Raw genomic sequence first — 26234 nt, 5'->3', positions numbered from 1 at the left:
ATGCATAAGAGAATCATTTACAGGTACGCAGGCATTGTCTGCGTACTGTTCACCATACTGGCGTGTAAAACCCCCGTTCTTGTACAAAAGAACGAGTCGGCCCGCGTTCCGGGCTCTTACACTGCCTTGGCGGCAGATTCCGTCAATTCAGGAAAAATAAACTGGAGGACCTACTTTAAAGACCCGTACCTGAGGGCCCTGATTGACACCGCCCTGGCCAACAACCAGGAACTGAAAATCACCCTGCAGGAAATCGAGATCGCCAAAAATGAGGTCCGTGCCCGCAAAGGGGAATACATGCCTTTCGTGAATCTGAAAGCAGGCCTGGGCCTTGATAAAGGAGCCCGCTATACCAGCAAAGGAGCTGTGGAACATGGCGTAGAGATCAAACCCGGCAAAGAGCTGCCCGATCCCATCGGGGACTACAACGTGGGGGCCTTTGCCACCTGGGAGCTCGACGTCTGGCATAAACTCCGCAATGCCCGTAAATCTGCTGCGACGCGTTACCTGGCTACCATAGAGGGTAAAAACTTCATGGTCACCAACCTGGTGGCTGAAATCGCCAATTCGTATTACGAGTTGCTGGCTTTGGACAACGAGCTGGAGATCATCAACCAGAACATCGAGATACAGACCAACGCCCTCACCACCGTGAAGCTGCTCAAAAACTCTACACGATCGAATGAACTCGCCGTGATGCGTTTCCAGGCCCAGGTGCTCAAAACCCAGGCCATGCAGTATGACATACAGCAGAAAATCGTCGAAACCGAAAACGTCATCAATTTTCTGACCGGGCGGTTCCCGCAGCATGTGGAGCGGAGCTCTGAAGGCATTGAAAAGCTTTTCCCAGAGGTCACCCGCCTGGGTTTACCCGCCGACATCCTCGCCAACAGGCCTGATATCAAAAAGGCGGAGCTTGAGCTTGCCGCCAACAAACTGGATGTGCAGGTGGCCAAAGCCAGGTTTTATCCCTCATTCGGACTCTCAGCGGGCATAGGTCTGCAGGCATTTAATCCTGTTTACCTGGTAAAACCCCAGTCGGCCCTCTTTAACCTGGCCGGTGATATGGTGGCCCCGCTCATCAATAAAAACGCCATCACGGCCGACTATCTCAATGCCAACGCCAGGCAGATACAGTCGGTTTATGAATATGAACGAAGCATTTTGTCGGGCTACATAGAGGTAGTCAACCAGCTTTCTAAAATCAAAAACCTGGAGAGCAAATACGAGCTGAAAGAGCAGGAAGTGGATGCGTTGACGAAGTCGATCACCGTTTCCAACAACCTCTTCAAATCAGCCCGGGCCGACTACATGGAGGTGCTCCTGACGCAGCGTGAAGCCCTGGAATCGAAGTTTGAACTCATCGAAACCAAGATGCTCCGCATGAACGCCATGGTCAACATGTACAAAGCCCTCGGCGGAGGCTGGGAAAAGTAATTAATTTTTTAGTTTAGGGTTCGCAGACAAGCCGCTTGTTTATAACAGGCGGCTTTCTTTTTTTCGTTTGCTTGCGAAGACGGAATAAGGAACACGGAGAACGGAACAAGGAAGACGCGATAGCCTCGGGAAAACTTGCATACGTCCTGAGCGTTTTGGTACGACATGATATCTGTATTTTACATTACTTTGGTGACCGCTCTTTATAGATAAGTTTTTTCCTCTAAAATCATTATCGATAGCATCTTGTTCTATAAAACGATTACCAGTAGTTGTTTTTCCTCTAAAATCATTATCGATAGCATCTTGTCCTATAAAACGATTACCAGCGGTTGTTTTTCCTTTAAAATCATTATCAATAGCATCTTGTTCTATAAAACGATTACCAGTAGTTGTTTTTTTCTTTAAAACCATTATCAATAGCATCTTGTCCTATAAAACGATTACCAATAGTTGTTTTTCCTTTAAAATAATTATCAATAGTAACTCATCTATAAAACGATTAAGAACTAAAAATTCAAAAAAATTGCCTTAAAACTATCTTCCATTTTTGCTATTTCATCATCTGTCAATTTTTCAAAGGATTTTCTTTTTCCTTTTGAGAGGTTACCTTTGTTTTGATAGAGAAAAAGAATCATTAAATTAATATCCTTGTCCGGCATGTCCACAATATCCTGAATTTCTTTTTTGAGTTCATCATAATGTTGAATAAAGTAGAGCTCCATTGGTAACTCTTCAAGAACAGTAGAACGGATAGTTTGGGTTAAATAGAGGGTCTGTTTTGTCAAATCAGGGTAGCGATAATAAGCTTCAATCTCATCTGCATTTTTAATGGTCATTTCTCCTTTGGAATCAAGTAAGTAATCTGCCATTTTTACCAATGGTACAGAATAAGCTTCCAATGCCGCGTCGTATTCACTCATATGATTAAGAATGTGAGCTGAAACAGGTAATATGATGTCGCCAGGAACGACCAGGTCTCTTAAAAGTACATCGTGTATAAGAAACCGATGTAATCTGCCATTACCATCTTCAAACGGATGGATGAACACAAAGCCGAAAGCTATCATGGAAGCTCTTACCAGTGACGACAAGCCCGTTGTTTCGCCTGCCAGATCGCTTAATCCCTTCATTAACGACCCGACTAATTGAGGCGGAGGGCAGATATAATGGATTTTTTCGATAAAATTTGGCATACTTTCTCCGACATAGTTCTGAAAGTCTCTGAAGCCTGTGGCCGCAAATCTGGAATCTACTATGCTATTTTGCCAGCTGGTCAACGATTGCTCTTCCAGAAAAATAGAAGAGGGGACCTGACCGGCTTGTTGCAGAAGAGATACGAATCGATCTACACGCTGTGGAGAAGGTCGCTCGTGTTCAATTTCATAAGAAGATTTGGTCTCTTTTCTATACAAATAGTTTACAGCTCTCATAAAAGTTTCGGCGGAATATTTCTCTCTTAAACTTTCGATTTCTCTAAGCAGATTCCAGGATAGCAAGTTATCCAGAGTTTCTGAACGTCTTATAATAGGGCAGAATGCAGCGTTTCCTAAAAGATTGTTGTTAACTCTCCATTTATTATTTTTTTGAATGTTACCAGTAACATAGCGATTGCTGTCAATCAGATCAACATAATTACCCGTTGACGTCGTAATACCTAAATCTTTACCCAAAAGAAATTCGTATAGAAAACCTGTCTTCCGGGTGTACTTACTCGTCGGGGCATTGTGGATGTATGTTTTTATATACGCTTCGTCTATTCTCGATAAAACAGCTTTGTAAAATGGAAGATCAACATGGTCATATTTAAGAGCAAATTCCCAATGAGACAAAGGAGTGTTCAGAGAAGGGGCATATCCAGGGCCAAACGTCTGCTGGATGTGGCCATTTGGTAGAATTTCAGTCTTAGGCCCGCTTCCGATGTAAGAGTGATGTGTCAATGGATAGGATGACAAGCCGAAATATTGTCTTAACCAAATACTACCCACCAGACTATTTTTTGCTACCATTATTTTTTAATTTCTGTAAAATGAATTAAAAATAATGACTTTTTTAATAAAACTATTAAAAATGGATGTTTTTCAAGTAAAATGATTACAAAGGGAAGTTCCCCTTAATTGTAACCGACTGCTAAATGCCGCCCAGCGGATCGCCGCCCGAACCAAATTCTTTATCTGAGCAAAACTAAGAATTAAATCAACTTAAGAAATGAACCATCCGGCGGATCGCCGCCCCGGTGAAAAATCTCTGTCTGAGTAAAGCTGAGAATTTCCCCATGTCAAATGTTCAGCAATTAATTCTCAGATTTACGAGTTAGAATTTTTAATGTTTTTTGCGTGGGCCGCCCCGTTATTTTTTTCAAAAAAAGTAAGAGCGAAGAAAAAACCATTGATTAGATAATCACTTCACCCGGCCGTTGGTGGTAAAAAACAAGCAGATACTCTCTGATATAAAAAAAGGAGCCTGATGAAGACTCCCTTTTGCGGTTTTATACTTATTTAGAAGTAAAAACACTTCTCTTAAACACGAATACCAAAACAGTGAGGATCTCGGTTATCGCACCTGTTGTCAGAAATACCCTTCCGATGTTCCCGCCTTTCTGCATGACGAATAAAAAAGAACCCGTGATGACCAAAAACATTCCTGCGAATAAAAATAAATAGAACCTTTTCATAGCCTTGAAATATGACAATGTGAAGCAAACCTAATTTGCCTCACTGAATTTAAATTGCAGTTGACTGAAAATTTCAAACCACATTCCAGGCGGCTGCAATAAGCCAATCGTCGACAAGCATAAACCTTGTCCTGATTTCGATCAATGCTTTACGCACCGCGTAGAGAATTCTGAATTAGCTACGCATCGGGTAGCCAATTTGAGCTGGACAAACATGCGTCTTATCATGAGGCTGGATGACCAGAAGGAAAGAGATTATAGATCAAAAAGGCATCTTCACAAAGATATGGGGTCAATCATAATCTTCGAAGTAAGAGAACCGTGTCTTCTTGTCCTCGTGGCCATTCTTCGCCAAATTTTAGCCACAACGGCACAAAGTCACGGTTCTTTCGCTCAGAAATGACCATTAAGCCATGAAGATCATGAAGAAAGCATTAAGTTATTCGACGATAAAAGAATAACGTCCTAAGCAATGAACATCCAGCGGAACGCCGCCCGACGGATCGCCGCCCGAACCAAAATTCCCTGTCTGAGCAAAGCCAGAAATTAAACCAACATGAAGAAGTTAAGAGCATTAAGAACACATTAAGCCAATCGACGACAAAAGAAACAAACTCGACTAATGAACATCCAGCGGAACGCCGCCCGGTTACTTTTTTCTCCGCCAAAAAAAGTAAAGACATAGAAAAGAATAAAATACAAATGAACATCCAAACCAAAAATTCTCTGTCTGAGTAAAGCTGAAAATCAACGTAATATTATTATCCAAATCGAAAGATTTTCAGATTTACGAGTTAGAATTTTTAGTGTTTTTTGTTACTTTTTTCAAAAAAAGTAAGAGCGAAGAAAAGGTAAAGAACCATGTTATAAGCACATGAACTAATTTTATTAAACCCAATTGCTAAATTGCATTCAATTTCATACCTTGTTCAAAAAAAACAACATAAAAACATGCAATCTAAAACAAAACCCTCCCGCATTCATGAAGGCCGAAACATCAAACGTTTCCGTGAGATGCTCGGGATAAAACAGGAGGCCCTGGCCTTTGAATTGGGTGACGACTGGAACCAAAAGAAGGTCTCTATCCTCGAACAACGCGAAACCGTCGACGACCGCATTATGAAACAGGTCTCCGACGTACTCAAAATACCGGTAGACGCCATTAAGAACTTTGACGAAGAACAAGTGATTAATATTATTTCAAATACAGTTAATAACAGCGACAACGCAACGGGCAATTCTTTATTCAGCTATCATCCAACGATTAACCCCATTGAAAAGTGGATAGAAGCCCTCGAAGAAAATAAACGCCTCACTGCTGAACTTTTGAAAGCGAAGGATGAGAAGATTGAGTTGTTGGAGAGGTTGTTGGGGGAGAAGTAAGATTTGAATATTTAAGATATATGGAAAGGAAGTCTGGTGAGGGCTTCCTTTTTGTTTTCATGAAGACAAAATTAATAATTGGAACGGTTATTGAGATACGGAAGTGTTTAAGTTTTTAAACATATTCTTAGTTTCAATTTTTATGGCAAAGGAGTCTGCTTTATATATTAAAGAGGCAATTGAAAGTTTGGGCGGGGTTGCTACCCTTAACCAAATTTATGAGAAATGTCCTCGATATCAGAAGTCTAGTATAAGGAGGACAATTCAGGAACACTCTAGTGATACCACTACTACTCCTAAGTATGAGGATATATTTTTTACAGTCAATGGTTTGGGAAGTGGAGTCTGGGGAGTTAGAAATTATTTGCTGCCTATCCAGCCAGAAGTTATAAAAGTTGAGACGTTTTTATCTCCTTCAAAAGAGGCAACACCTGCACAGAGAATCCTTACAAACTTTTACAGGGTATCCAGGGATACTGCCCTGGTGAATGAAATTAAGAAAATAGTAGATTATCAATGCCAATTGTGCGAATTGAAGTTGCCACTCTCTGAGAGTAAATGGTACATTGAAGGTCACCATATTAAACCATTAGGGAAACCTTACAATGGGCCGGATATAAAAGAAAATATACTGATTGTCTGCCCTAACTGCCATGTGAAATGTGATTACAAACTAATTGAGCTTAGCATGGATATGATTAAAAACAATAAACAAAATATTCAACAGGAATACCTTGAGTTTCATAATGAAGAGTATAGAATCAAAGTTGAGACTAAGTAGTTTTAGATTCTCTATTTAAAATAAAACGAGCTAAAACCCAAATATCATCATGCCAGAAGAAACTGAAAATCAAGATGAAGAAACCGTCCATGCTAATCTGAATTTTACAATCTTGAAGTAGCTTTATGAAACTTTCGGAGGTAAATTGGCCCCCTTGGTCAGTGTTGAAAATATCAGGTTTACCCCATTTATAAAAAGCCTCAAGGGTAATGGAGGTACACCATTCGGTAGTCATGGTATTTGATAGCCCCCAGGCTGTAACAAATCTGCTACAAACGTCTATGATGGTATATAAAAACATATAGCCGGCTCTCATAGCGATATATGTAATATCAGAAGCCCAAACCTGATTATTCTTTTCAACCTTAAGACCTTTCAGCAAGTATGGAAACTTGTAGGTGGCCTTAGGGTCTGGCTTTGAAGTGTGAGAACCTGGCAGTAAAGATGTTAAACCTATTTTTTTGTACGGGCGATACACTCTCTTTGGGTTTATCATACACATTGGACAAGCTCTTCGGACGTCTTCAAGCATCCTGGGAAAACCGTAAAATGGAGTTCTCAGATATTGTTCATCCATCAGCCTCATAATTTATAAATTCACATTTTGCTTTCCGGCTTTGGTTTGTAATACAAGTTCGCTCGGGGTATACATAGTAAATCAAATTGCCGACGAAGACTTAGATTTAAGGTTTTATCAATCATAACAAACCGCTCTTTTGGAGGAATCATGACAGCATTTTTTTTAGAAAATCTAACTCTACCTGTAGCTGCCCGATTTTAGCAAAAAGGGCACCGGTATCTTGTTCATCCTTTGACGGTTTTTACTTCTTGCTCTCTAAGGTTTGCCTGGCCTTATTCAAAATCCTGCTTCCAATGAGAAATTTGATTGGAATGAAGATCGTACTTTTGACTCAATGCTGACAACGTTTCTTTTTCTGTCAAGGCATCTAAAATCACCTTCAATTTAAAATCCACACTAAATTTACGTTTCGTCTTTTTCATATTACCAAAGTTAGTTTTTTCAACTTAACTAGTGGTATTAAAATGAGGGGTAACTATAAAAGTGGCGGTTCAGTGTTCCGCAGACAGTTTTGTGGTTAATCAAACATTGGTTCTCCGCATTAACATTTGTGCTGAAAATCGCCACCTTCGCCAAGCCCGAAACCGTTACGTGCCATTTTGTTCATAACATTCCTAGAAATTAACATTCACAAACCGTACTTTTGTTAAAAATTAATAATAATGAAATTAGTCGTTTCAGAGCCGGATTACAAAAATTCCGTCATTAACAAACTAAACAAATCAGATCGTGAATTTCACGATTGGTATAGATTTGTGCTTTCCTATCCGCCTCATTTAGTTAATAAGTATATTGAAGAGTTTCAGTTGACTTCGAATGATATTCTTTTGGATCCATTTTGCGGGGCTGGTACTACCGTTCTCCAATCTAAGTTAAATGGTATTCCTTCGATTGGTATAGAAGCGAATAGTTTTGCACATTTTGCAAGTTCTGTAAAGGTCAATTGGAAAGTAAATGCAATTGAATTGCGAAGGATTTCACTTAACATTAAAAAATTGGCGTTGGTAGATAATTCACCAGAATTAAAAACACTTTCCACTGAACATACAAAACTTATACTAAAGGACTCAATAAGTCCAATACCTTTACACAAGTCATTAGTTTTGTTGGGATTAATAGATCAATATAAAAATACCAATTATTACAAATATTTAGCACTTGCATTTGGGAATGCAGTCGTTTATAAAATAAGCAATTTGCGTTTTGGCCCTGAAGTTGGCGTTGGAAAAATCAAAGTTGATGTAGATGCGATTGGAGCATGGTATGAAGAAATCACTAAAATATGTGACGATCTCGAATTGGTAAAAGACAAGAAGTATCCTTATTCTGAGGTGATTTTTTCAGACTCCAGAAATGTCAAAAGTATACTCAAAGAAAAAAAAGTATCTGCGGTTATAACTTCTCCACCTTATCCAAACGAGAAGGATTATACGCGTACAACGAGGCTTGAATCGGTTCTTCTTGGCTTTATTAATAGCCGTGAAGATTTGAGAAAACTAAAAAAAACGCTATTAAGGTCGAATACTAAAGGTGTTTATAAAGGTGATAATGACGATGAATTTGTTATTAACTTCCCAGAAATTCAACGGATAGCGAAAGAAATTGAAGATCGAAGAATCGAATTGAATAAGACTTCAGGTTTTGAAAAACTATACTCGAAAGTTACAAAGCTTTATTTCGGCGGCATGGCAAAACATTTAGAAGAATTAAAAAGTGTCCTTAAGCCTGGAGCCCATCTGGCTTACGTTGTTGGCGATCAAGCGTCATTTTTAAGAGTAATGATTCCAACTGGAAAACTATTAGGTGAAATTGCGGTATCATTGGGTTATGAGTTGGTACGAATTGATTTATTCAGAACGAGATTTTCAACTGCGACTAAATCAGATTTAAACGAAGAAGTTGTAATTTTGAAATGGAATGGTAAAAACTAAATATGGCAAAGATCAATAGATATTCACAAATCATCGAAGCAATCTTTTTAAAGTCTTATAGAAAAGGAGTAACAGAAATCGTCTTTAGCCGCGAAGAAATTGAAATAACTGCTACCGAGTTACAGATAAAATTACCAAAAAACATTGGTGACATTCTTTATTCTTTTCGTTATCGAACAGAACTTCCCGTCTCGATTCTTGAAACTGCTGGGAAGGAGTTCGAGTGGATTATTCGTCCGGCTGGAAGAGCACTATACAAGCTCGTACTTACAAAACAAACATTTTTCAAGCCTACAGAACATTTTGCAATTACAAAAATTCCCGATGCAACACCGGGAATAATAGCAAAATATGCGATGACTGACGAACAAGCACTTCTGGCAAAAGTCCGTTATAATCGCCTGCTGGACATCTTCACTGGCTTAACGTGCTATTCCCTTCAAAATCATCTAAGAACGACAGTGCCAGAAATGGGACAAGTAGAAACTGACGAAATTTATGTCGGTATAGACAAACGAGGTGTGCATTATGTCATTCCAGTCCAAGCGAAAGGTAAATCGGACAAACTTGGTGTTGTTCAGATTGAACAGGATTTCGCTATTGGCACTAACAAATTTCCCAATTTGATTTGCAAACCTATTGCTGCACAATTCATGACAAATGGTGACATAGCACTTTTTGAATTTGAAATGGGTGACAATGAAATTGCTATATCTGCCGAAAAACATTACCGATTGGTTAGTCATGACGAATTGACTTTTGAGGAATTAGAAAAGTACAAATCTAGGGTAAATTAGTAAAACGGCACATAACAGCGGTTTTGCACTATTGATGCTGTTTAAGTCGCCGGGCGATTTTTCCCAAAAAATCTTTTTACTTTAGCCGAGCGAACTCAGTTCCAATTTTCGCAACAGACGCAAAGCCACAAATAGCTTTTATCCATTATCGCCCCTGCCAGTGAGCAAAAGCCAAGCCATATGGAACTTTACGGGCTATTCCCCGCTATGGTGGGCAGGCTGAAGGAGCGAGGGGTGGCCAAACAAATGCTCTGAGAGGAATATAAAGAGCAATACCCTCATGGGATGCAGCTCTCGCAGTTTCATGAGCATTTTGGCCGCTATACCAGGAGTGGGAATGTCAGCTATGTGTTTGAGTATAAGGCTGCGGACAAGCTCATGATCGATTTTGCCGGTCAGAAGCTATATCTGACTGATGAGCTTGATAGTAAATTAGTTAAATGTTTAGAATGCCAAATTTATAGTTCCTAATTTAATGTCTAGTTAATCCTCTATTTCAAGGAGACTTTGTTAAAAAAAACAATCCCCACAATTTCCCTCCCCCTCCCCCCGTTTATACCCACAAGGCCCATATCCCGCACTTAACAGCGTAGGGGTTGGCCGGCACACTTGATTAGAATTCTTAATTTTTTAACTCAACTCAATATAAACAAATGGCAAACCAACTCAACTCGGGTCACGTGAAAAACATCACAGCTTTCAGCGACCTCCTTACTTTTTGTGCTGATAACGGAGCAGACTACCAACCCACCAGAGAAGCATTTAAGCTGGACCACCTCAGGACCGTCCTTCAGGCCGCAGAAGCAGCAGTCGGCGACTGTAAAACAAAAGAGATCCTCTACGACAACGCCATTGATGCCCGCATTATCGCCTTCAAAGACATGAAGCCGCTGGCTACCAAGGTCGTCAGTGCTCTCAAGGCTTCCGGGGTGTCGGCCAAAATCGTGGATGCCGCCCGGACCATCAACAACAAACTGCAGGGCAAGCGGGCCACACCCGCCCGGACACCGGCTGAGGAAGCCTCCGAAAGCCGCACGGTGTCGAGTTCAAAGCAAGGTTTTGACGAGCGTATGGCCGAGTTTTTCGGGCTTATAGAACTCGTCAGGTCTCAGCCCGAATACAAGCCCAACGAGCCGGGTCTTAAGCCCGAAGAGCTGCTGACTTACCTGGAAGGCCTTAAAGTAGCCAACGACGCCCCCAGGGTGCCGTATTCCGTCTGGAACACCAGCCGCACGCTCAGAGATAAGCTCCTGTATGCCCCCGACACCGGACTCGTAGACCTTGCCCTGGGTGTTAAAGATTATCTGAAGTCGGTTTACGGAGCCAGCAGCAACGAGTTCTTACGCGTTAAAAAACTTCAGTTTAAGCGATTGAGTTAACCTTCCGGCGATTCAGGGCATTCAGAGGCATGCCCTGAATCCCTTTCATATCTTATCCGTTTCTTTCTGCACATTTTCTCATTCCCGCTTTCTGCTATCTCCTCTTTCTTTTTTTCAAGCTCTTTCTGAAGGACAGATTTGTCTCACTGCAAGTATGATTTGCCTCGCTGCAAGTATGATTTGTCTCGTTGCAAGTATGATTTGCCTCGTTGCAAGTATGATTTGTCTGGCTGCAAGTATGATTTGTCTCGTTGCAAGTATGATTTGTCTCGTTGCAAGTATGATTTGTCTCGTTGCAAGTATGATTTGCCTCGTTGCAAGTATGATTTGTCTCGTTGCAAGTATGATTTGCCTCGTTGCAAGTATGATTTGTCTCGTTGCAAGTATGATTTGTCTCATTGCAAGTAGAGACTATAAATCAAACCGGGGAGTAAACGGGAGTGTAAAGAGAACTGTGTCAGGATAGGTTTTTTTTGCAGTATTGTCACCTTGATCTGCCTGTCCCGACAACTCGGGAGAGTCGAGAGGCGGGTTTACAGTTAAAAGTTCATTACAAAATCGAGATCGTTTGATAACGGTTCTCGACTACGCTCGAACTGACAAAAGATAGAGAGCGAACTGACAAATAAATGAAACATCCAAACTAAAAATTCTCTGTTTGAGTAAAGCTGAGAATTCCCAATGTTCAAAATTTAGGTACTTAATTTTAGGATTTGTGAGTTAGAATTTTTGCTGCTTTTTTTGTTACTTTTTTTTCAGCCAAAAAAAAGTAAAACCCTTTAATAATTCATTTGCGAGGTAGATGACAAGCCTTCTGGTATCTTATTGATAAACAGAAGTTTAAATAAATACATTAATGGTAGCTGCCTGTCCCGACCCCCGGAAAAATCCTGTAAATCCTGAAATCCTGTCAGAAAAAGTGGCAGAACCGCAAACAAAAAGCCCGCCCCGTGGTATCCCCATCAAGGCAGGCTTTTTTAAATGATATCTATCTCACGAAACCTCCGGAGCCAGTAAAGATTAGAAAATCCTTTCTTCTTTCTCCAGTTAAACATTAAACCTGAAGTGCATCACGTCGCCGTCGGCCACTACATATTCTTTTCCTTCAATTCTCAATCTTCCGGCTTCTTTACACGCCGCTTCCGAACCGTATTTTACATAGTCACTATAAGCAATCACCTCAGCTTTGATAAAGCCTTTTTCGAAGTCCGTGTGGATCACGCTCGCTGCCTGAGGGGCTTTCCATCCTTTTTCGATTGTCCAGGCCCTTACTTCCTGCACACCCGCCGTAAAATACGTCGCCAGGTTAAGCAATTCATAAGCCGCTTTGATCAGCGTATTCAGACCCGGCTGGGTCATGCTGTATTCTTCAAAAAACAAGGCCTTATCATTCGGATCTTCCATTTCAGCGATCTGTGCCTCGATAGAATTGTTCAATACGATTAGTTTCGCTCCTTCCTGATCAGCCGCAGCCTTCAGGGTTTCAGAGTATTTGTTGCCGGTGTGCATAGAGGCCTCGTCTACGTTAGCGACATACAACACAGGTTTCTGGGTCAGTAAAAACAGGTCGGCAATGGCCGGAAGTTCCTCTTTGGTCAGACCTAAGCCCCTGATGCTTTTGCCCTGCTCCAGCCATGATTTGCAACGCTCCAGCACTTCCAGTTCTGCTTTCGCTTTGGCGTCACCACCTACGCGGGCCATTTTCTGTATCTTCTGCAGTTTCTTGTCCACACTTTCCAGGTCTTTCAGCTGAAGTTCCGTGTCAATGATCTCTTTGTCACTGATCGGGCTGATGGCCCCTTCCTCTCTCAGTACGTTTTCATCTTCAAAACACCTTACGACGTGAATGATGGCATCCACTTCCCTGATGTTGCCCAGGAATTTATTTCCGAGACCCTCACCACGGCTGGCACCTTTCACCAATCCGGCGATGTCCACGATCTCGATCTGGGTAGGCACCACACGGTTAGGCTTAACGAGTTCAGCCAGTTTGTCCATTCTTTCGTCAGGCACATCCACAAGGCCCACGTTGGGGTCGATGGTACAAAAGCGATAGTTGCTCGCCTGGGCTTTGGCACTGTTTGAAACAGCGTTAAAAAGGGTAGATTTTCCTACATTAGGCAATCCTACAATACCGGCTCTTAAAGACATTTTTTATCTGATATTAGAATATAAATCGATTTCGAACCGCAAAGGTACGGAAAAATGTAAATGAGGCAAAGGCCGGAGTGAAAAGCCTGATTAATTAACGGTTATACCGGCTGATGCGGGGTTGAAAGATGTTTCTGTGAATGCATTTGTTCATGGTGTCATACCCAGGCAGAAACGCACGGCCGTGCGTTTCTGCAGGAAACACCGGGATGTATTTATTTCACCCGTTTCAGAGTGAAATTAAGCCACAGAAATCCCGCGATACCCGCCACCAGCGATGCCAGCAGGATCATGAACTTGGAATTACTGATCACATCATGGTTGTCAAACGCCAGCAAGGTTATAAAGATGGACATCGTAAAACCTATCCCACCCAGGAAACCGGCCCCCAGCAGATGTTTCCATTGAAGGCCCGACGGTAACTGACAGATGCCCGCTGCCACGGCAATAAAACTGACCAGGGTGATGCCGATCGGCTTACCCAATACCAGGCCTGAGGCAATACCCAGGCTGTAGTTCTGCGACAGGTTTTCTACCCAGTTGGGACTGATCACAATCGCCGTATTGGCCAGGGCAAACAAAGGCAATATGATAAACGGCACGGGTTTGTGCAAGGCATGTTGCAGAATGGTGGAAGCTGATTTGCTGTCGCCTTTACCAAAAGGCAGGGCAAAGGCAAACAATACCCCCGTGATAGTGGCGTGTACGCCGGAGTTCAGCATAAAATACCACATCGCCACACCCCCGATCAGGTAAGGGATCAGGTTATGCACTTTGAGTCTGTTGAGGAGGAATAGTCCCCCCCAGATGCTGAGTGAAATGATGAGATTGCTCCAGACGAGGGTTTTGGTATAGAATATCGCAATGACGAGGATGGCCCCGAGGTCGTCCATCACCGCCAGGGCTGTTAAAAAGACCTTCAGAGAAAGCGGCACCCTTTTGCCCAGCAGTGAGAGGATGCCCAACGCAAACGCAATATCTGTAGCCATCGGGATGCCCGCTCCTGACTGCGTGTCAGTACCATAATTAAAAAACAAATAAAGCCCCGCAGGCACCAGCATACCCCCGATGGCCCCGGCCAGGGGCAGAAGTGCTTTTTTGATGCTCGATAGTTCCCCGGCATACAGTTCCCGCTCCAGCTCCAGCCCGATCAGCACAAAGAAAATCGTCATCAGTCCGTCGTTGATCCAATGCTCAAAACTGTGTCCCGCTACCTGGAAATGCCAGATGCTGAAGTATGCGTCATGCAAAGAAGAATTGGAAAGGATGAGGGAAAAAACAGTGCAAAAGATGAGGACCAGGCCCCCGGCTTTTTCGCTTTCGAAGAATTCTCTGAACAGTCTGGTTGATCTCATTCGGGAAGGGATTTGTTGGCTAATGATTGCAAATTTAGTAAAATTATGCCTTAAAATAACCCTCTGCCTGCCGAATGGGCATAAAAAAAACACCCGGACAGCCTGCCCGGGTGTTTTTTTATAAGCGATCAGGATCAGTTGACCATGAACACGGCATTGGCAAAAAGTAACTTACCATTATACCAGAATCCTCTGAACAGCGGGCTTTCCATCATATAGATGATCTTGCCTTTGCCTGATTCCTGTACGGCAAACACCGGAACGTTCTTCATTTTTTCACGGGCGTTTTTCCCGGTGAAACCTGTTACGGGTCCTGAGGCATCAAGATAGCCCACATTCCAGCCGTTTTTCAGAAGATCGTTATCATATACATCCTTGATCAGCGAGTAATATTCTTTATCGTAACCATACGCCAGCGGGTGGGTGTTGTCCATGTTTACTTTATAGATAGCCCCCACGATCTGGTCACTGATGGCCGCTCTTTCCCTTTCGCCAAAGGCTTTCAGGTTTTTAGTATCATCTTTTTCTTTCTCTTTCTTTCCTTTCAGCTCAAACCCGTCTTTTCCGGCGAAAAAGTTCGTCGCCCCTTCCATAATGATAAGTTTGCCGCCGTCTGAAACCCATCTCAGGATTTCTTTGGTATCCCTGATGGTTTCTGCATAACGTCCGTCCGGAAGAATCAGCACATTGAATTTCCAAAGGTCTATTCTGGAGAAATAGCTTTGGTCGATCACAGTGACAGGGTAGTTCAGTTGTTGTTCAAAATAATGCCATACATCACCCGCCGCAGTGGCCGAAACGCCGGTTCCGAGTACAAAGCCCACAGCCGGAGCGTCCAGGTGGCTCACACTCGATGAACCCATATCAAGGCCCGTGTCTGTCATACCTGAGTAAGCTGTGATCAGGCTGATTCCGGCCTTTTTAGCTTCTTCAGTAACGATTTTGTTAAAGTCTGCCCCCAGGGCCTCGTTGCCTTTCCGGGTAATCAGCAAGGTGCCCGGAGCATAAGATTCTCCGTTCAGTTTAAAGCCCGCTTCATGCACCCTTACCTTGACCTTGTTTTTCAGCAACTGGGCAAGAAACCCGGCGTCACCGAATGATTTCCAGGTAGCGATGTAGGCATACACAGGCTTTTGTACATCGAGGGTGGTTTTAGGTGCTGCAATGGTCTTTTTACCACCGTCCACACGCGAACCTACCGCATAGGCTTTCAGTCCGTAGGCATACGGAAGGGCCCAGGCTGTGATATCATAAGTGTTGGAGTCTTCAAGGGCAGTAGCCGGTTCAAACAATACTTTTACAAAAGTACCCTTCGGCTGGAAAGTGTTGACGATCAGGTCATTGTTTTCAACGCTGAAAGATTCATCCTTATGATTGCTGAAGTTAACCCCTGTCAGCGTCTGCTTTTTATCGGCATAGCTGTATTTGATCTGCAGTTTGTCAAGCAACTCGGTCAGAGCTTTCTCCTGGCCCGCTTTGCCCGCGGTCTTTAAAACAAAGCTTTTGTATTTTCCATAACCTTTTTTCTGAGGGTCATCAAAGAACTTCACAAACTCTTCTGTCACTTTATCTGCTTTTTCAGAAATGGCTTCGAGTGTTCCGATGCTTGCAAAATAATGGTGGTCGATTCTTGACTTAAGGGTCAGGGTGTCGCCGTCATTTCTCGGGTAGGCCAGTCCTGCTGCCCCGCCACCTCCTTGCTCATAGGTAGCTCCGATGGCCCCGTTATAAGAAGGGTAGGTGTCGCCATAGCTCGGGTAGAACAGGTCATAGCTTTCTTTGGTAAAATATAACCAGCCGTTTTCGTCAAAATATTTTTTATTGTAGTCGCCCAGGTGTCCCTGGAATTCCCTCTGCCATTTGCTCAGGTCTTCATGATAAGGCCTCGCCGAAGGGGCAAAATAATAAGTAGAGTTAGGTCCCATTTCGTGGAAATCGCCGTGAAGATGCGGCATCCATGAATTGTAAGCCGTCATCCTGAGACGGGTCTCGTGTTGGGTCTGCCAGGCCCAGTCCCTGTTCATATCAAAAAGATAATGGTTAAATCTTCCGCCCGGCCATGGTTCGTGGTGTTCCACAGAAGCCAGGTTCAGATCGGGCGTTTTACCGACATAGCGGTTATACCATTGTGCATAACGGTCTCTGCCGTCAGGGTTAATACACGGGTCAAGGATCACCACCGTATTTTTAAGGATACGCTGCGTAGTGGCATTGGAAGGATTGACAAGTTCATACAATACCCTCATGACCGCTTCAGAACTAACAGCTTCGTTGCCATGCACGTTGTAGCTCAGCCAGGCGATTGGCGGTACCTTAGCGGTAGGTTTTCCGTCCATCAGACCGATGCTTTTAAGGTTATTGGTACGGATCTCTTCCAGTTTTCCCAGGTTTTCAGTGTTGGCTACAGCCACATAAACCAGCGGGCGGCCTTCTGAGGTAGTGCCGTAAGGAATGACCTTAACGAGGCCCGGCTTCTGGGATTCTACATATTTTACATAGTCGAGGATCCGGTAGTGAAAGCTGAATTTGTCGCCCAGGTTATAGCCCAGAAATTCGGCCGGAGTCTTGATGTTTTGTGAAAAGGAGAGAAAAGGAATCAGTAAAAGGAAAAGTAACAGTTTGTTGAATTGTCTCATATAATCAAGGGTAAATTTTTTCAAAAATACAATTTTATGTTTAGCAGCCTCCTTTTTGGAGAGGAAATATTTGGCCGGTTTGTATTTGAGAAGATCAAATTATTAAAAGAGTAGATCAGGAAGATTTTCAGGCCAATGAGATCGTTTTTTCCGATGATAATCCTCTACTCGTGAGTTATTCAGATGGATGTGCCTGGTTTTTGCTCATACTAAATGGTTTTGAGAGCTTAGGCCTGAGTTTTTCACGAACATTTTTCACAGTAAATATTTGACCCCTCCGGGGTCAGGAAGTGCTTGGGGGGGGTACTTACCGATATTTGACCCCTCTGGGGTCGGGAATAGAAATGAATTTATGGTGAATGAATCCGGGGGATTGATATTTTTAACATGACACATTTATCGCAGCGAACATTCGACCCTGTTTGGGTCGGATACCGCTGTAAATATGACTTTTTCTATAAACATACGACCCACTTCGGGGTCGGGGGGGGGGCAAAAATAAATTTGCAAGGAATGCCCTCACCGTGGTCGGACACGGAAAAGAGCTTACGGCGAATGAATCCGAAGGATTCACATGTTTATAGAAGATATCTATCAACGGAATTTCCGACCCAAAAAGGGTCGCATGTTGTTGTAGAACACGCTTTATTCGGATAATATCGGGGTTATCTTTTGTCAGTGAATGACCCCGGCGGGGTCAAATATCTGTAAAAAATGCTCCCCCCTTGAAATCTACGACCCCGGAGGGGTCGCACATGGCTGCAAAATACGCTTTCCGTTAATATTTGATTCATAAAAGGATCTGACCCAGAGTCTTTTCAATCCTTCTTCCTGTCGTCCAAAACCCCTACATAATATTTAATCCATTCCTCGGGTTTTACTTTGGATACCAGTTCGCCGATCAGCTGAAGCGGCACGTCTTCCGGCTTTTTAAACCGGATACAGGCTTTGCCCATGTCCGGTTTCTTTTTTGAGACTTTCGCCCATTCTTCTTTAAACCAGTCCAGCAACCGGCCTTCATACATGCCCATGTGATATAAGGCGATGTAGTTTTTCTGGGACGCCAGGTTAATAAAAGGCAGCGGAAGTTTAGGGTCACAATGATAGCCCGCCGGGAAAATGGAGTGGGGGACCACATACCCGACCATGCCGTAACTCATGACTTCGGCAAAACCCTCGGGTATGTTCTCCAGGATGATCCTTCTCATTTCGGAGATGATGCCTTTCCGGTCTTCGGGTAGCCCGGCGAGGTATTCTTCTACAGTCACTGCTTTTGATTGCATAGTTTTTTAAGGTTTGGATTCAAAACGGGACAAATATAAGCTTTATTGGTATTCTTTTCTTTCCTCAGCCATGTCGCTTTTCAGGATGTCGTTGATAGAGGTTTTGGCACCTTTGAGCAGGTATATCCTGGCGTCATATTCCCTGGCAAAAGGGTTTTCGACGCGGCCTTCGTAGGTGACCGACTGAAATATCGGCCTTTCGTCCGTTCTCTCCTTATCTGTGTCGGAAGGGTCTTGTACGAGAATGAGGTTCTTTATTTCAAAAGCGTCCAGGTCCATCCAGTTGATGTAATCGGCGTTCATGGATACCGCCTTGATTTCCGGGTGCCTGGAGTAATAATTGATGGCCCCGGCCTGGCCGTAGTTGTCACAATAAATCAAGGTATGTTCCTTATCTTCCACTTTCTCGTAAAGAGAATCCACTTTGGCGGCCAGTTCGCTCCAGCCCAGCATATCGGCAAAGTCCTGCGGAAGAGGATGGTTTTTGCCGTCTTCCCACCTGAGGAGGTTCAGGTCTTTGAAGGCTTGTCCGTTTTTCTGAATTTCGGCGGGACTGTCGACCGGGAACACCACCCTGATCAGGGGCAGCAATGCGATAATGGGTAAGGCCAGGGCGGCGATCCTGAGGTAATATAACCAGCCTTTTTTTAACAGACTTTCTAAATAAACCGATCCGAAAGACAGGTAAACAGGGTAAAGCCCGATGGCATAATAGGCCTTCGCCTTGAAGAAAGTGAAGATGCCCAGGGTAAAGAAAAATGTCCAGAAAAATGCCCGGTAAGGACGAAGCGGCTCATATCTGAAAAAACCAACCAGGCCGGTGATGATCAGAAAGGCCGAGCCATAAAAGAAAACCAGCTGCTCTTTTAAAAAGTCCATGCGGTTGACATTCACCAGCTGCGTTTTGTTCAATGCCCGGAGGTGGGTAAACACGGGGAAGTCATTCACGTACTGCCAGATCAGGTTCGGGGCAATAAGCAGCAGCCCGGCAAGCAGAGCCACATAAAAGGTGGGTTTGATGAATATCTTGCGGGAATCTGTCAGCAATATGGCCGGAAGGATGCCCAGCAGCTGGAAGAAAATATTGTATTTATTCAGAAAACCCAGTCCGAAAGCCAGGGCTGCATACATCAGCCAGCGAGGGTTGTCGGTTTTCAGGTATTTGATAAAAGCAAAGTAAAACAATGTCCAGAAAAGCACGTCGGCCGAATTGGGCTGATAGAGGATGTTGAGCCTCAGCACTACCGAAAAGATGATCGCAACGGCACTCATGCATAATGCGAAAACTCCGCCGCCGAGGGTCTCAACGGTTTTCCAGACCAGTACCAGGGTGAGCACGCCAAACAGGATCGGGAAGAACTTGACCCAGAAAACAGAGTTGCCCAGCACCATGATCAGCCAGGATATCCAGGAGGTAAACGGGGGAACGGAGGTATAGCCCCAGGCCAGGTGTTCGGCCTGATCGAGGTGCAGGTATTCGTCGCGGTGTAAATCGTATTCGCCGTTGTGCAGAAAATAATGCAGGGCAAATTTAAGCAGGATAAAAAAACAAAGGAGATAGTTTTTAGGCATGATGTCGGGTTTTCACACCTAAATATATCTCCAAAGTTTTGAATTGCCAATCCGGGTCAGGTTTTAATTGGCCCGTGTAATGTTTTAAGGATTCCTCAGACCTACTTTCGGCATAGTGGGAAGACTTTCGTTGCCGTCCTCACTCACGGCCTGAACCGCGAAGAAGTAATTGTCTTTGGAATATGGTAAAGTAATTTTCAGGTCGGTGGTGAAAAACTTCTTTTGCCAGTAAGGCATGGCCGTTTCACGCATCATCACATAATAACCCTTCACTTTACCTGATTTCGGTGCTTTCCAACGCATGCTGGTGGAATTGCCCAACCCGCTCACATCCATAGTAAGGTCCTGAGGCATGGCCGGTGCTTTGGCCAGGTTAGCCAGCGAAGCCAGGTTCACACAGGTGTTTTTTCTCAGGTATTCAAAATCCATGAATTTTGGAAGGTCACCGTATTCAATGCCGTTTTCAATCCTCACGTCCTGGTGCTGGTGCAGGAAGTTCTCGTTCATTTCAGAAAGCCTCACGGCTCCGAACCCCTGGTTGATAAAGGGTGTATGGTCGCCACCTCTGAGGAAACGGTCGTTGCGGTAAATCATCACCACTTCGAGGTTGTCTACATATCTTTCGCCTGTTTCTTTTACATACCTGGCGATCTGTCTTGACTTGCCGTCGTTTTCAAAACCAAACTGGCGGATGGCCCCGATTTTCTTGTCTGTTTCAAAAGCCGGTACGCCTTCACTGAAAATACGCAGGCGGGTGTTATCAATGATGTTGGTTTCGTTGGAGTTGTTGGATCCCATGATGTCGTTGTTGAGTACGGCTTCCAGGTTCCATTTTTCGTTGACCGCCCTTTCGGCCAGGTGGGCTGCTCCGAGCAGACCCTGTTCTTCACCACTGACGGTTACGAAAATGATGGTGGCCGGAAAAGAGGATTTGGACATGACCCTGGCCAGTTCCATGACCGCCACAGTGCCGCTGCCGTCGTCATTCGCTCCCGGAGCTTCCGATTCACGGTTCATGACATTGGTGACACGGCTGTCGAGGTGACCGGTAACAATAAACACACGGTCGTCGTTAGGGTCGGTGCCCTTGAGGGTAGCCATCACGTTGGCCATTTCTATGGTTTTATCTATTCTTTTTCCATCGGGCTGAAGTGTCCAGGTGTCAATGACAGGCGTTAGTCTGCCGTTTGACTGCTTTGCAAATTCCTGGAACTTACTGAAGATCCATGCCCTCGCCGCCCCGATCCCTTTTTTAGGGTCAGTGGTCGTTGAAATGGTACTCCTGGTGCCGAAAGTGACCAGTTTATCAATATAAGCTTTAAGACTGTCGGAAGAAATCTGACCGGTCATCTGTTCGATCTGCGGGTCGCGGTTGATGATTTTCTGAGCATGGGCATGGTGTAAACACGATACCAGGGCAAGGCAGCATAAAATTCTCTTCATTAGTTTAATTGATGTTTTTCAACAAAAATAGACATAAAAAATCACTTTGCCTGCTGCAGGCAAAGTGATGAGCCTCAATCTGTTTCAAGACTAGATCAATGTGATTTATTTATAGACAAACATACTCGTATTTGTTGACCTGTGAAGTCACCTTGGCTTTGCTGTCTGTATGTTTCTCTGTCAGAGATTTGACGAATCCGGCGGCGTTGACGTCATAGGTGTACTCGTAAAGCTCCGTGGTTTTGTCGGCATTGGTGGTTTTGTGTGTTTTGAGCAGGTTTGTGCTGAATTTGCCGTACATATCCGGCGTGTTGCCATTACCGATCAGGTCAGCTTTGTTGATTTTGTCCTCATAATAAGTGTAGTCTTCGGTGTAAAAGACCGCACCGTTCTGATAGGTGACCTTTTTGGTGAGGTTGCCGTTGCTGTAAGTATAAACCGAATTGCTGTTCGAAGAGGCTTCTTTCGGGTAAACAGCTTTGCTGGTAAGCGGATACCCCTGGGCATCGTAAGTGTATTCGATAGTGTAGGGTGCTACGTCAGATATCTGGACAAATTTGGTAACGTACCCCATGCTGTTTAAGGTCGCATTGAATAGATTGCCTACACCGCCATCAGAGAAAATCCTTTTGATTTCGACTTCTGTGGCTGATTTGTAGTTGTAGTTTTCAGTCAGGCCCTTGCCGTCGGCCCTGTAAACTTTCGAGATTTTTCCATTGCTGTACTCAATGATCATCCCCAGGTCACCGAAGCTTTGTTTGGTAATTTTGGCTGCTTTATCGCAGGAAAAGTCAGGTTGTGCTTCGGATTCGTTTTTGCAGGAAAGACTTACAACCAGGCTGATAATGAGGATCAATAATTTACTCTTTTTCATAGTGATGCTTAATGTTGGTTTCGGTACAAAGCTCGGGCTTTTAAAAGCGGCTGTCAATCACGGGAAACCGTGATTTTTAGGCTCATGCCCTTGTTTTTAGGATTATAGTATTAATTTTAAAACAAATTAGTTTAGTACCTGGCCTGTATGTACTCCTTCTCAAACATCTGTCTGAAGAAATACCTGAAGAACGGTCTTTTCGGCCTGCTTCTCCTGGTGTCGTCCGGCCTTTATGCCCAGGTGATCAGAATTCCGGTTTTTAACGCCTACAGGAGAAGCGACAAAGCTTATGAGGACAGCCTCAAAAGGGTGGGGGGGCGGCTGGAGGCCGAGCTTGCCGGCAGACCCGGTAATGCCTATAACGATTCCTTGAGGATCAGGCTGTTCAATATGCTGGGCGAGGTTTATATCGACTCAGACCGCAACAACCTCGATACGGTATTTATGTATTCTGAGAAACTGTACTCTTTGTCAAAAAAATACAATGACAAGCAGATGATGCTGAGGGCATTGTTTCGTAAAGAGTTAAAATACAGGAGATTACATCAGTATTCAGAATCCTTGAAATTGTGTTTTGAGGCCATGGAGCTCTGTGAGCAGCTCGGTGAGAACTGTAAGCGGATCGGGGAGATCGAACAGATACTGGGCAACACTTTCCTGTTTGCGAAAGATTATGAAAATGCGGAAAAATACCTGTTGAGAGCCCTCGTCAGTTTTGATCTTTATCCTTACCGGACCAAGGAAAGGCTTTTGGTCGACAAGGGTTATCTGACCGGAACGCTGGCCAGGGTCTATACCAGGTGGAATAAGATGGAAAAGGCAGAAAAGGAATTCCTGGTTCAGCTGAGCCTGATGAAAGCTTCCGGTCTGGAGGTGGCCATTGCCAACGCCGACGAGGAAATCGGCGACTTCTATAACCATACCGGTAATCCGGAGAAAGCTTTTCCCTATTATGACGAAGCCCTGGCGATTTACACCCGGAAAAAGAACCAGGAAGGTATAGCTTCTATCTATAATAGTAAAGCGGAGGCTTATCTGAATATGAAGAACTACGAAAAGTCGCTGGAGTTTGCCAACCTGGCGATGGACATCGCCAGGAAAGAAAAGCTGACTTTGCTTATGCCGTTTACCTACGATGTGATTTATAAGGCCAATATGGCGATCGGTAAAGAACTGGAAGCCCTCCGGGCCAGTCAGCGGGCCTATATGCTGAAAGACAGCAATGACCTCAAAAAGCGATTGCTGGAAATGAATGATGTGCGGAAACTCTATGAATTCGAACAGGCCAAAATCAGGAATGAAAGGTTGCGGATAACAGAGGAATTCAGGCTCAGTACGCTTCAGAAACAGTTTGAAGTCTCAAAACTGAAAGCGGAAAAACTGGCCCAGGACTTCAGACTGACGGAGATCAGCCGGAAGCTGGAAAACGAAAAGGCCCTGTCTAAAGAGAATTACCTGAAACTGGTGGCCGAAAAACACCAGTCGGAAGAAGAAAGACTTAATAAACAGCTTAAACTGGAAGAACTGAACAACAAGCTGACTTTTGATGCCCTTCAGCGGAAGGCCCTCTTGGGTGTGCTTGCCCTCATTTCCCTGCTCGGCGGTGTGGCGATTGTCTACAGTGTGATACTGAAAAGAAAGAACCTGCAACTGAAAGCCAAGAATGCGGAGGTGCAGGAGGCCCTTCTCAAAGGGCAGACCATAGAACGGAAAAGAGTGGCTACTGAACTGCACGATAATCTCGGCTCATTGTTGTCGGCCGTTCGGGTGAGTTTGCTGACCCTTGACAGCGATAAACTGCCTAACCATGATCAGAATGTTTATCTGCAGATCAAACAGATGGTAGATGACGCCTGCAAGGAAGTCAGGCTGATTTCGCACAATATGCTGCCGGAAGAACTGGAGAGATTCGGGCTGGATGAAGCCATTCAGAAAATGGTGGACCGCCTTAACTTTTCTACACCGATCGAATTTACCCTCAACAACAAAGGACTCAAAGACATCCACCTTGAAAAGAAAGTGGCTTTTCATATTTATTCCATTTGCCTGGAGCTGATCAATAACATCCTCAAACATTCGGAGGCAACAGATGCTACCATCACGTTCAGGTCTGACGGACAGTCGCTCGATTTGTTTGTGAGAGATAACGGGAAGGGCATTTCAGAGGCAGATACCGGGCGTGGGCTGGAGGGAATCAGCGACAGGGTGGCTTTTATGGAAGGCCAGCTGACGGTTCAGTCAAACGAAGAAGAAGGCACAAAAGTGCACGTGAATGTGCCGCTTAATTTACCAGTTTATTCCGCATCGCAAACTTGATCAGGCCCACGACGTTCTTTACTTCTATCTTTTTCATGAGGTTTTTGCGGTGACTTTCGACGGTATTGATGCTGACGAAAAGCTTGTCGGCGATTTCGTTGGAGGAATATTCTTCGGCGATGAGTTTCAGTACTTCAATCTCCCTCGCAGAAAGAATGGCCAGCTGGGTAGAATACGCAAATAACTCAGGGTCTTTTGAAGCGATGATTTTCAGGACTTTTTCGCTGTAATATGGTAAACCACCAGTCAGTTTGCTGATGGCTTCGATCAACTCATTCTGGTCCGTATCTTTTAACAGATACCCCGAAGCTCCGGCAGAAATGGCTTCCCTGATCTTAACGGGGTCGTCATCAATAGTGAGTATGAGGACTTTGATATCAGGGTATTTCTCATGGATTTTTTTCGTAAGCTCTATGCCGTTGATTTCAGGCATCTGGAGGTCGGAAATGATGATGTCAACCGCATGGGTCTCTAAATAACCGAGCATTTCGTTTCCGTTTTTGAAAACCGAAATATCCTCCGTTTGTAACATTTCCCCCAAAAGCAAACTCAGTGATTGCCCAAAAAGATGATGGTCATCTACTAAAATGATCTTCATGTTTAAATTTACCCTGGGTTACTGATTCCTGATAAGTGATCTTAAATTAAGGTAAATATAAGTAAGATTCGGGTTTATCCTAAAAAATAGCGGGTGAATTTGATAATGTGGTTCACTGACCGTAAAATAAAATTGCTTTGGATTGAAGTTTTAAAATCTCTAAATTACAAAAAGACTAAATTTCATTTCACAATGTTATTGATTCCGTCTATTGCTCCTCATCCTGCCCTGCGATCTTATGTGCACCATTATTTTATGTTGCACCTGAATTTCAGGGGCGTTGCTCCCCCGCCAAAGCCGATGCCTGCGGAGCCTTATCAGAGTTTGTATTTTTATCCCAGGGACGTGGTCAGCAAGACCATTTTTGAGACGGGAGAAGAGATAGCTAATCCCAAAAGTATTATTGTGGGACAGCAGATTGCCAGGGTTAACATCGGGTTGAGAGAGGATCACCTGGTGCTTAAAGTGGCTTTCAAACCTGGCGGTTTTTTCAGATTGTTTGGTATCCCTATGTCTGAATTCTATGATATTTCTGTAGATTCAGAAGATGTTTACGGCCGGGAAATGAACGAAATCAATGAACAGCTGGCCGGGATCCGGGATTATCAGCAGATGATTGATCTGATTGAGAATTTCCTGCTGATGAAGCTTAAAAAAGTAAAACACGAAGTCAGGCCGATAGACCATGCCATGCAGGTGATGCTCGGAAATCCCGGCCGGAGCCTGGATGAGCTTGCTTCTTTGGCCTGCCTGAGTGTCAGACAGTTTGAGCGGAATTTCTTTGAGCGAATCGGTATTGGTCCGAAAATGTATGCCAGGGTAGTCAGGTTCAATATGACGCTGGATTATAAAAGGGCCAGGCCGGAAGCCCCCTGGCTGGAGGCAGCTTTTGCCTGCGGCTATTTTGATTATGCCCATCTGGTCAGGGATTTTAAATTGTTTACGGGAGAAACCCCCGCCGTGGTCTTTGAATCAGACCAGAAGTCTGTGAAAAGCATGTCTGAGAATGTCGTTTTTTTACATCCGTCCACTTCCTTTTTGTAG

The 26234-nt window shown here is 44.0% G+C and carries 20 protein-coding genes; 8 read left to right on the top strand and 12 right to left on the bottom strand.

The window, feature by feature from the left end; translation table 11 throughout:
• Complete coding sequence (locus GVN16_RS04445; protein ID WP_166562647.1) at positions 1–1437, top strand: TolC family protein; 1437 nt, start codon at positions 1–3, stop codon at positions 1435–1437.
• Between the two features lie 39 nt (positions 1438–1476).
• Here GVN16_RS04445 and GVN16_RS04440 read toward each other — a convergent pair whose 3' ends face one another.
• Both GVN16_RS04440 and GVN16_RS04435 read right to left on the bottom strand, forming a co-directional pair.
• Positions 1477–1851, bottom strand: a complete 375-nt coding sequence (locus GVN16_RS04440) for a hypothetical protein (protein WP_166562646.1) — start codon at positions 1849–1851, stop codon at positions 1477–1479.
• A 95-nt stretch (positions 1852–1946) separates the two neighbouring features.
• The gene (locus GVN16_RS04435) at positions 1947–3446 is read right to left on the bottom strand and encodes a Fic family protein (RefSeq protein ID WP_166562645.1); all 1500 of its coding nucleotides are present in this window, start codon (positions 3444–3446) and stop codon (positions 1947–1949) included.
• A gap of 1679 nt (positions 3447–5125) precedes the next feature.
• Here GVN16_RS04435 and GVN16_RS04430 point away from each other — a divergent pair.
• Positions 5126–5494, top strand: a complete 369-nt coding sequence (locus GVN16_RS04430; protein ID WP_229244053.1) for an XRE family transcriptional regulator — start codon at positions 5126–5128, stop codon at positions 5492–5494.
• A 142-nt stretch (positions 5495–5636) separates the two neighbouring features.
• Positions 5637–6275, top strand: coding sequence for an HNH endonuclease (locus GVN16_RS04425; protein WP_166562644.1), 639 nt, complete (start codon positions 5637–5639; stop codon positions 6273–6275).
• On the opposite strand, the gene GVN16_RS04420 is transcribed toward GVN16_RS04425, so the two are convergent.
• Both GVN16_RS04420 and GVN16_RS04415 read right to left on the bottom strand, forming a co-directional pair.
• The gene (locus GVN16_RS04420) at positions 6268–6852 is read right to left on the bottom strand and encodes a DDE-type integrase/transposase/recombinase (protein WP_166562643.1); all 585 of its coding nucleotides are present in this window, start codon (positions 6850–6852) and stop codon (positions 6268–6270) included. The genes GVN16_RS04425 and GVN16_RS04420 overlap by 8 nt on opposite strands.
• A 275-nt stretch (positions 6853–7127) precedes the next feature.
• Entirely contained in the window at positions 7128–7277 is a 150-nt protein-coding gene (locus GVN16_RS04415) for a transposase (RefSeq protein ID WP_166562642.1), read from the bottom strand.
• Between the two features lie 240 nt (positions 7278–7517).
• Between GVN16_RS04415 and GVN16_RS04410 the strand changes: the two genes are divergently transcribed.
• From GVN16_RS04410 to GVN16_RS04400, 3 genes are all read left to right on the top strand, one after another.
• A complete protein-coding gene (locus GVN16_RS04410) occupies positions 7518–8786 on the top strand; it encodes a DNA methyltransferase (RefSeq protein ID WP_166562641.1) in 1269 nt (422 codons plus the stop codon).
• A gap of 2 nt (positions 8787–8788) precedes the next feature.
• Complete coding sequence (locus GVN16_RS04405; RefSeq protein WP_166562640.1) at positions 8789–9583, top strand: endonuclease; 795 nt, start codon at positions 8789–8791, stop codon at positions 9581–9583.
• A gap of 653 nt (positions 9584–10236) precedes the next feature.
• Positions 10237–10962, top strand: coding sequence for a hypothetical protein (locus GVN16_RS04400; RefSeq protein ID WP_166562639.1), 726 nt, complete (start codon positions 10237–10239; stop codon positions 10960–10962).
• Between the two features lie 1047 nt (positions 10963–12009).
• Here GVN16_RS04400 and ychF read toward each other — a convergent pair.
• From ychF to GVN16_RS04365, 7 genes are all read right to left on the bottom strand, one after another.
• Positions 12010–13113, bottom strand: a complete 1104-nt coding sequence (gene ychF / locus GVN16_RS04395; RefSeq protein ID WP_166562638.1) for a redox-regulated ATPase YchF — start codon at positions 13111–13113, stop codon at positions 12010–12012.
• 215 nt (positions 13114–13328) lie between these two features.
• The gene (gene nhaA, locus GVN16_RS04390; RefSeq protein WP_166562637.1) at positions 13329–14468 is read right to left on the bottom strand and encodes a Na+/H+ antiporter NhaA; all 1140 of its coding nucleotides are present in this window, start codon (positions 14466–14468) and stop codon (positions 13329–13331) included.
• 134 nt (positions 14469–14602) lie between these two features.
• Positions 14603–17104: a M14 family metallopeptidase gene (locus GVN16_RS04385; protein ID WP_166562636.1), complete on the bottom strand. Its 2502-nt coding sequence runs from the start codon at positions 17102–17104 to the stop codon at positions 14603–14605.
• An 818-nt stretch (positions 17105–17922) separates the two neighbouring features.
• Positions 17923–18387, bottom strand: coding sequence for a DUF1801 domain-containing protein (locus tag GVN16_RS04380; RefSeq protein WP_166562635.1), 465 nt, complete (start codon positions 18385–18387; stop codon positions 17923–17925).
• Positions 18388–18429: 42 nt separating this feature from the next.
• On the bottom strand, positions 18430–19959 hold the full coding sequence (locus tag GVN16_RS04375) for a glycosyltransferase family 39 protein (protein WP_166562634.1): 1530 nt from the start codon (positions 19957–19959) through the stop codon (positions 18430–18432).
• Between the two features lie 84 nt (positions 19960–20043).
• Positions 20044–21402, bottom strand: coding sequence for a M20/M25/M40 family metallo-hydrolase (locus GVN16_RS04370; RefSeq protein WP_166562633.1), 1359 nt, complete (start codon positions 21400–21402; stop codon positions 20044–20046).
• Between the two features lie 109 nt (positions 21403–21511).
• Complete coding sequence (locus GVN16_RS04365) at positions 21512–22276, bottom strand: hypothetical protein (protein WP_166562632.1); 765 nt, start codon at positions 22274–22276, stop codon at positions 21512–21514.
• 147 nt (positions 22277–22423) lie between these two features.
• On the opposite strand from GVN16_RS04365, the gene GVN16_RS04360 reads away from it, so the two are divergent.
• Positions 22424–24592, top strand: coding sequence for a sensor histidine kinase (locus tag GVN16_RS04360; RefSeq protein WP_166562631.1), 2169 nt, complete (start codon positions 22424–22426; stop codon positions 24590–24592).
• On the opposite strand, the gene GVN16_RS04355 is transcribed toward GVN16_RS04360, so the two are convergent.
• Positions 24558–25190, bottom strand: a complete 633-nt coding sequence (locus GVN16_RS04355) for a response regulator transcription factor (protein WP_166562630.1) — start codon at positions 25188–25190, stop codon at positions 24558–24560. The genes GVN16_RS04360 and GVN16_RS04355 overlap by 35 nt on opposite strands.
• Before the next feature lie 192 nt (positions 25191–25382).
• Here GVN16_RS04355 and GVN16_RS04350 point away from each other — a divergent pair, with 192 nt between their 5' ends.
• The gene (locus GVN16_RS04350) at positions 25383–26234 is read left to right on the top strand and encodes a helix-turn-helix domain-containing protein (RefSeq protein WP_166562629.1); all 852 of its coding nucleotides are present in this window, start codon (positions 25383–25385) and stop codon (positions 26232–26234) included.

Origin of the sequence: Emticicia sp. CRIBPO (assembly GCF_009905725.1) — a bacterium.
Lineage (GTDB): Bacteria > Bacteroidota > Bacteroidia > Cytophagales > Spirosomataceae > Leadbetterella.
Note: the sequence above shows the minus strand (reverse complement) of the source record. Positions and strands in the feature narration are given on the sequence as shown.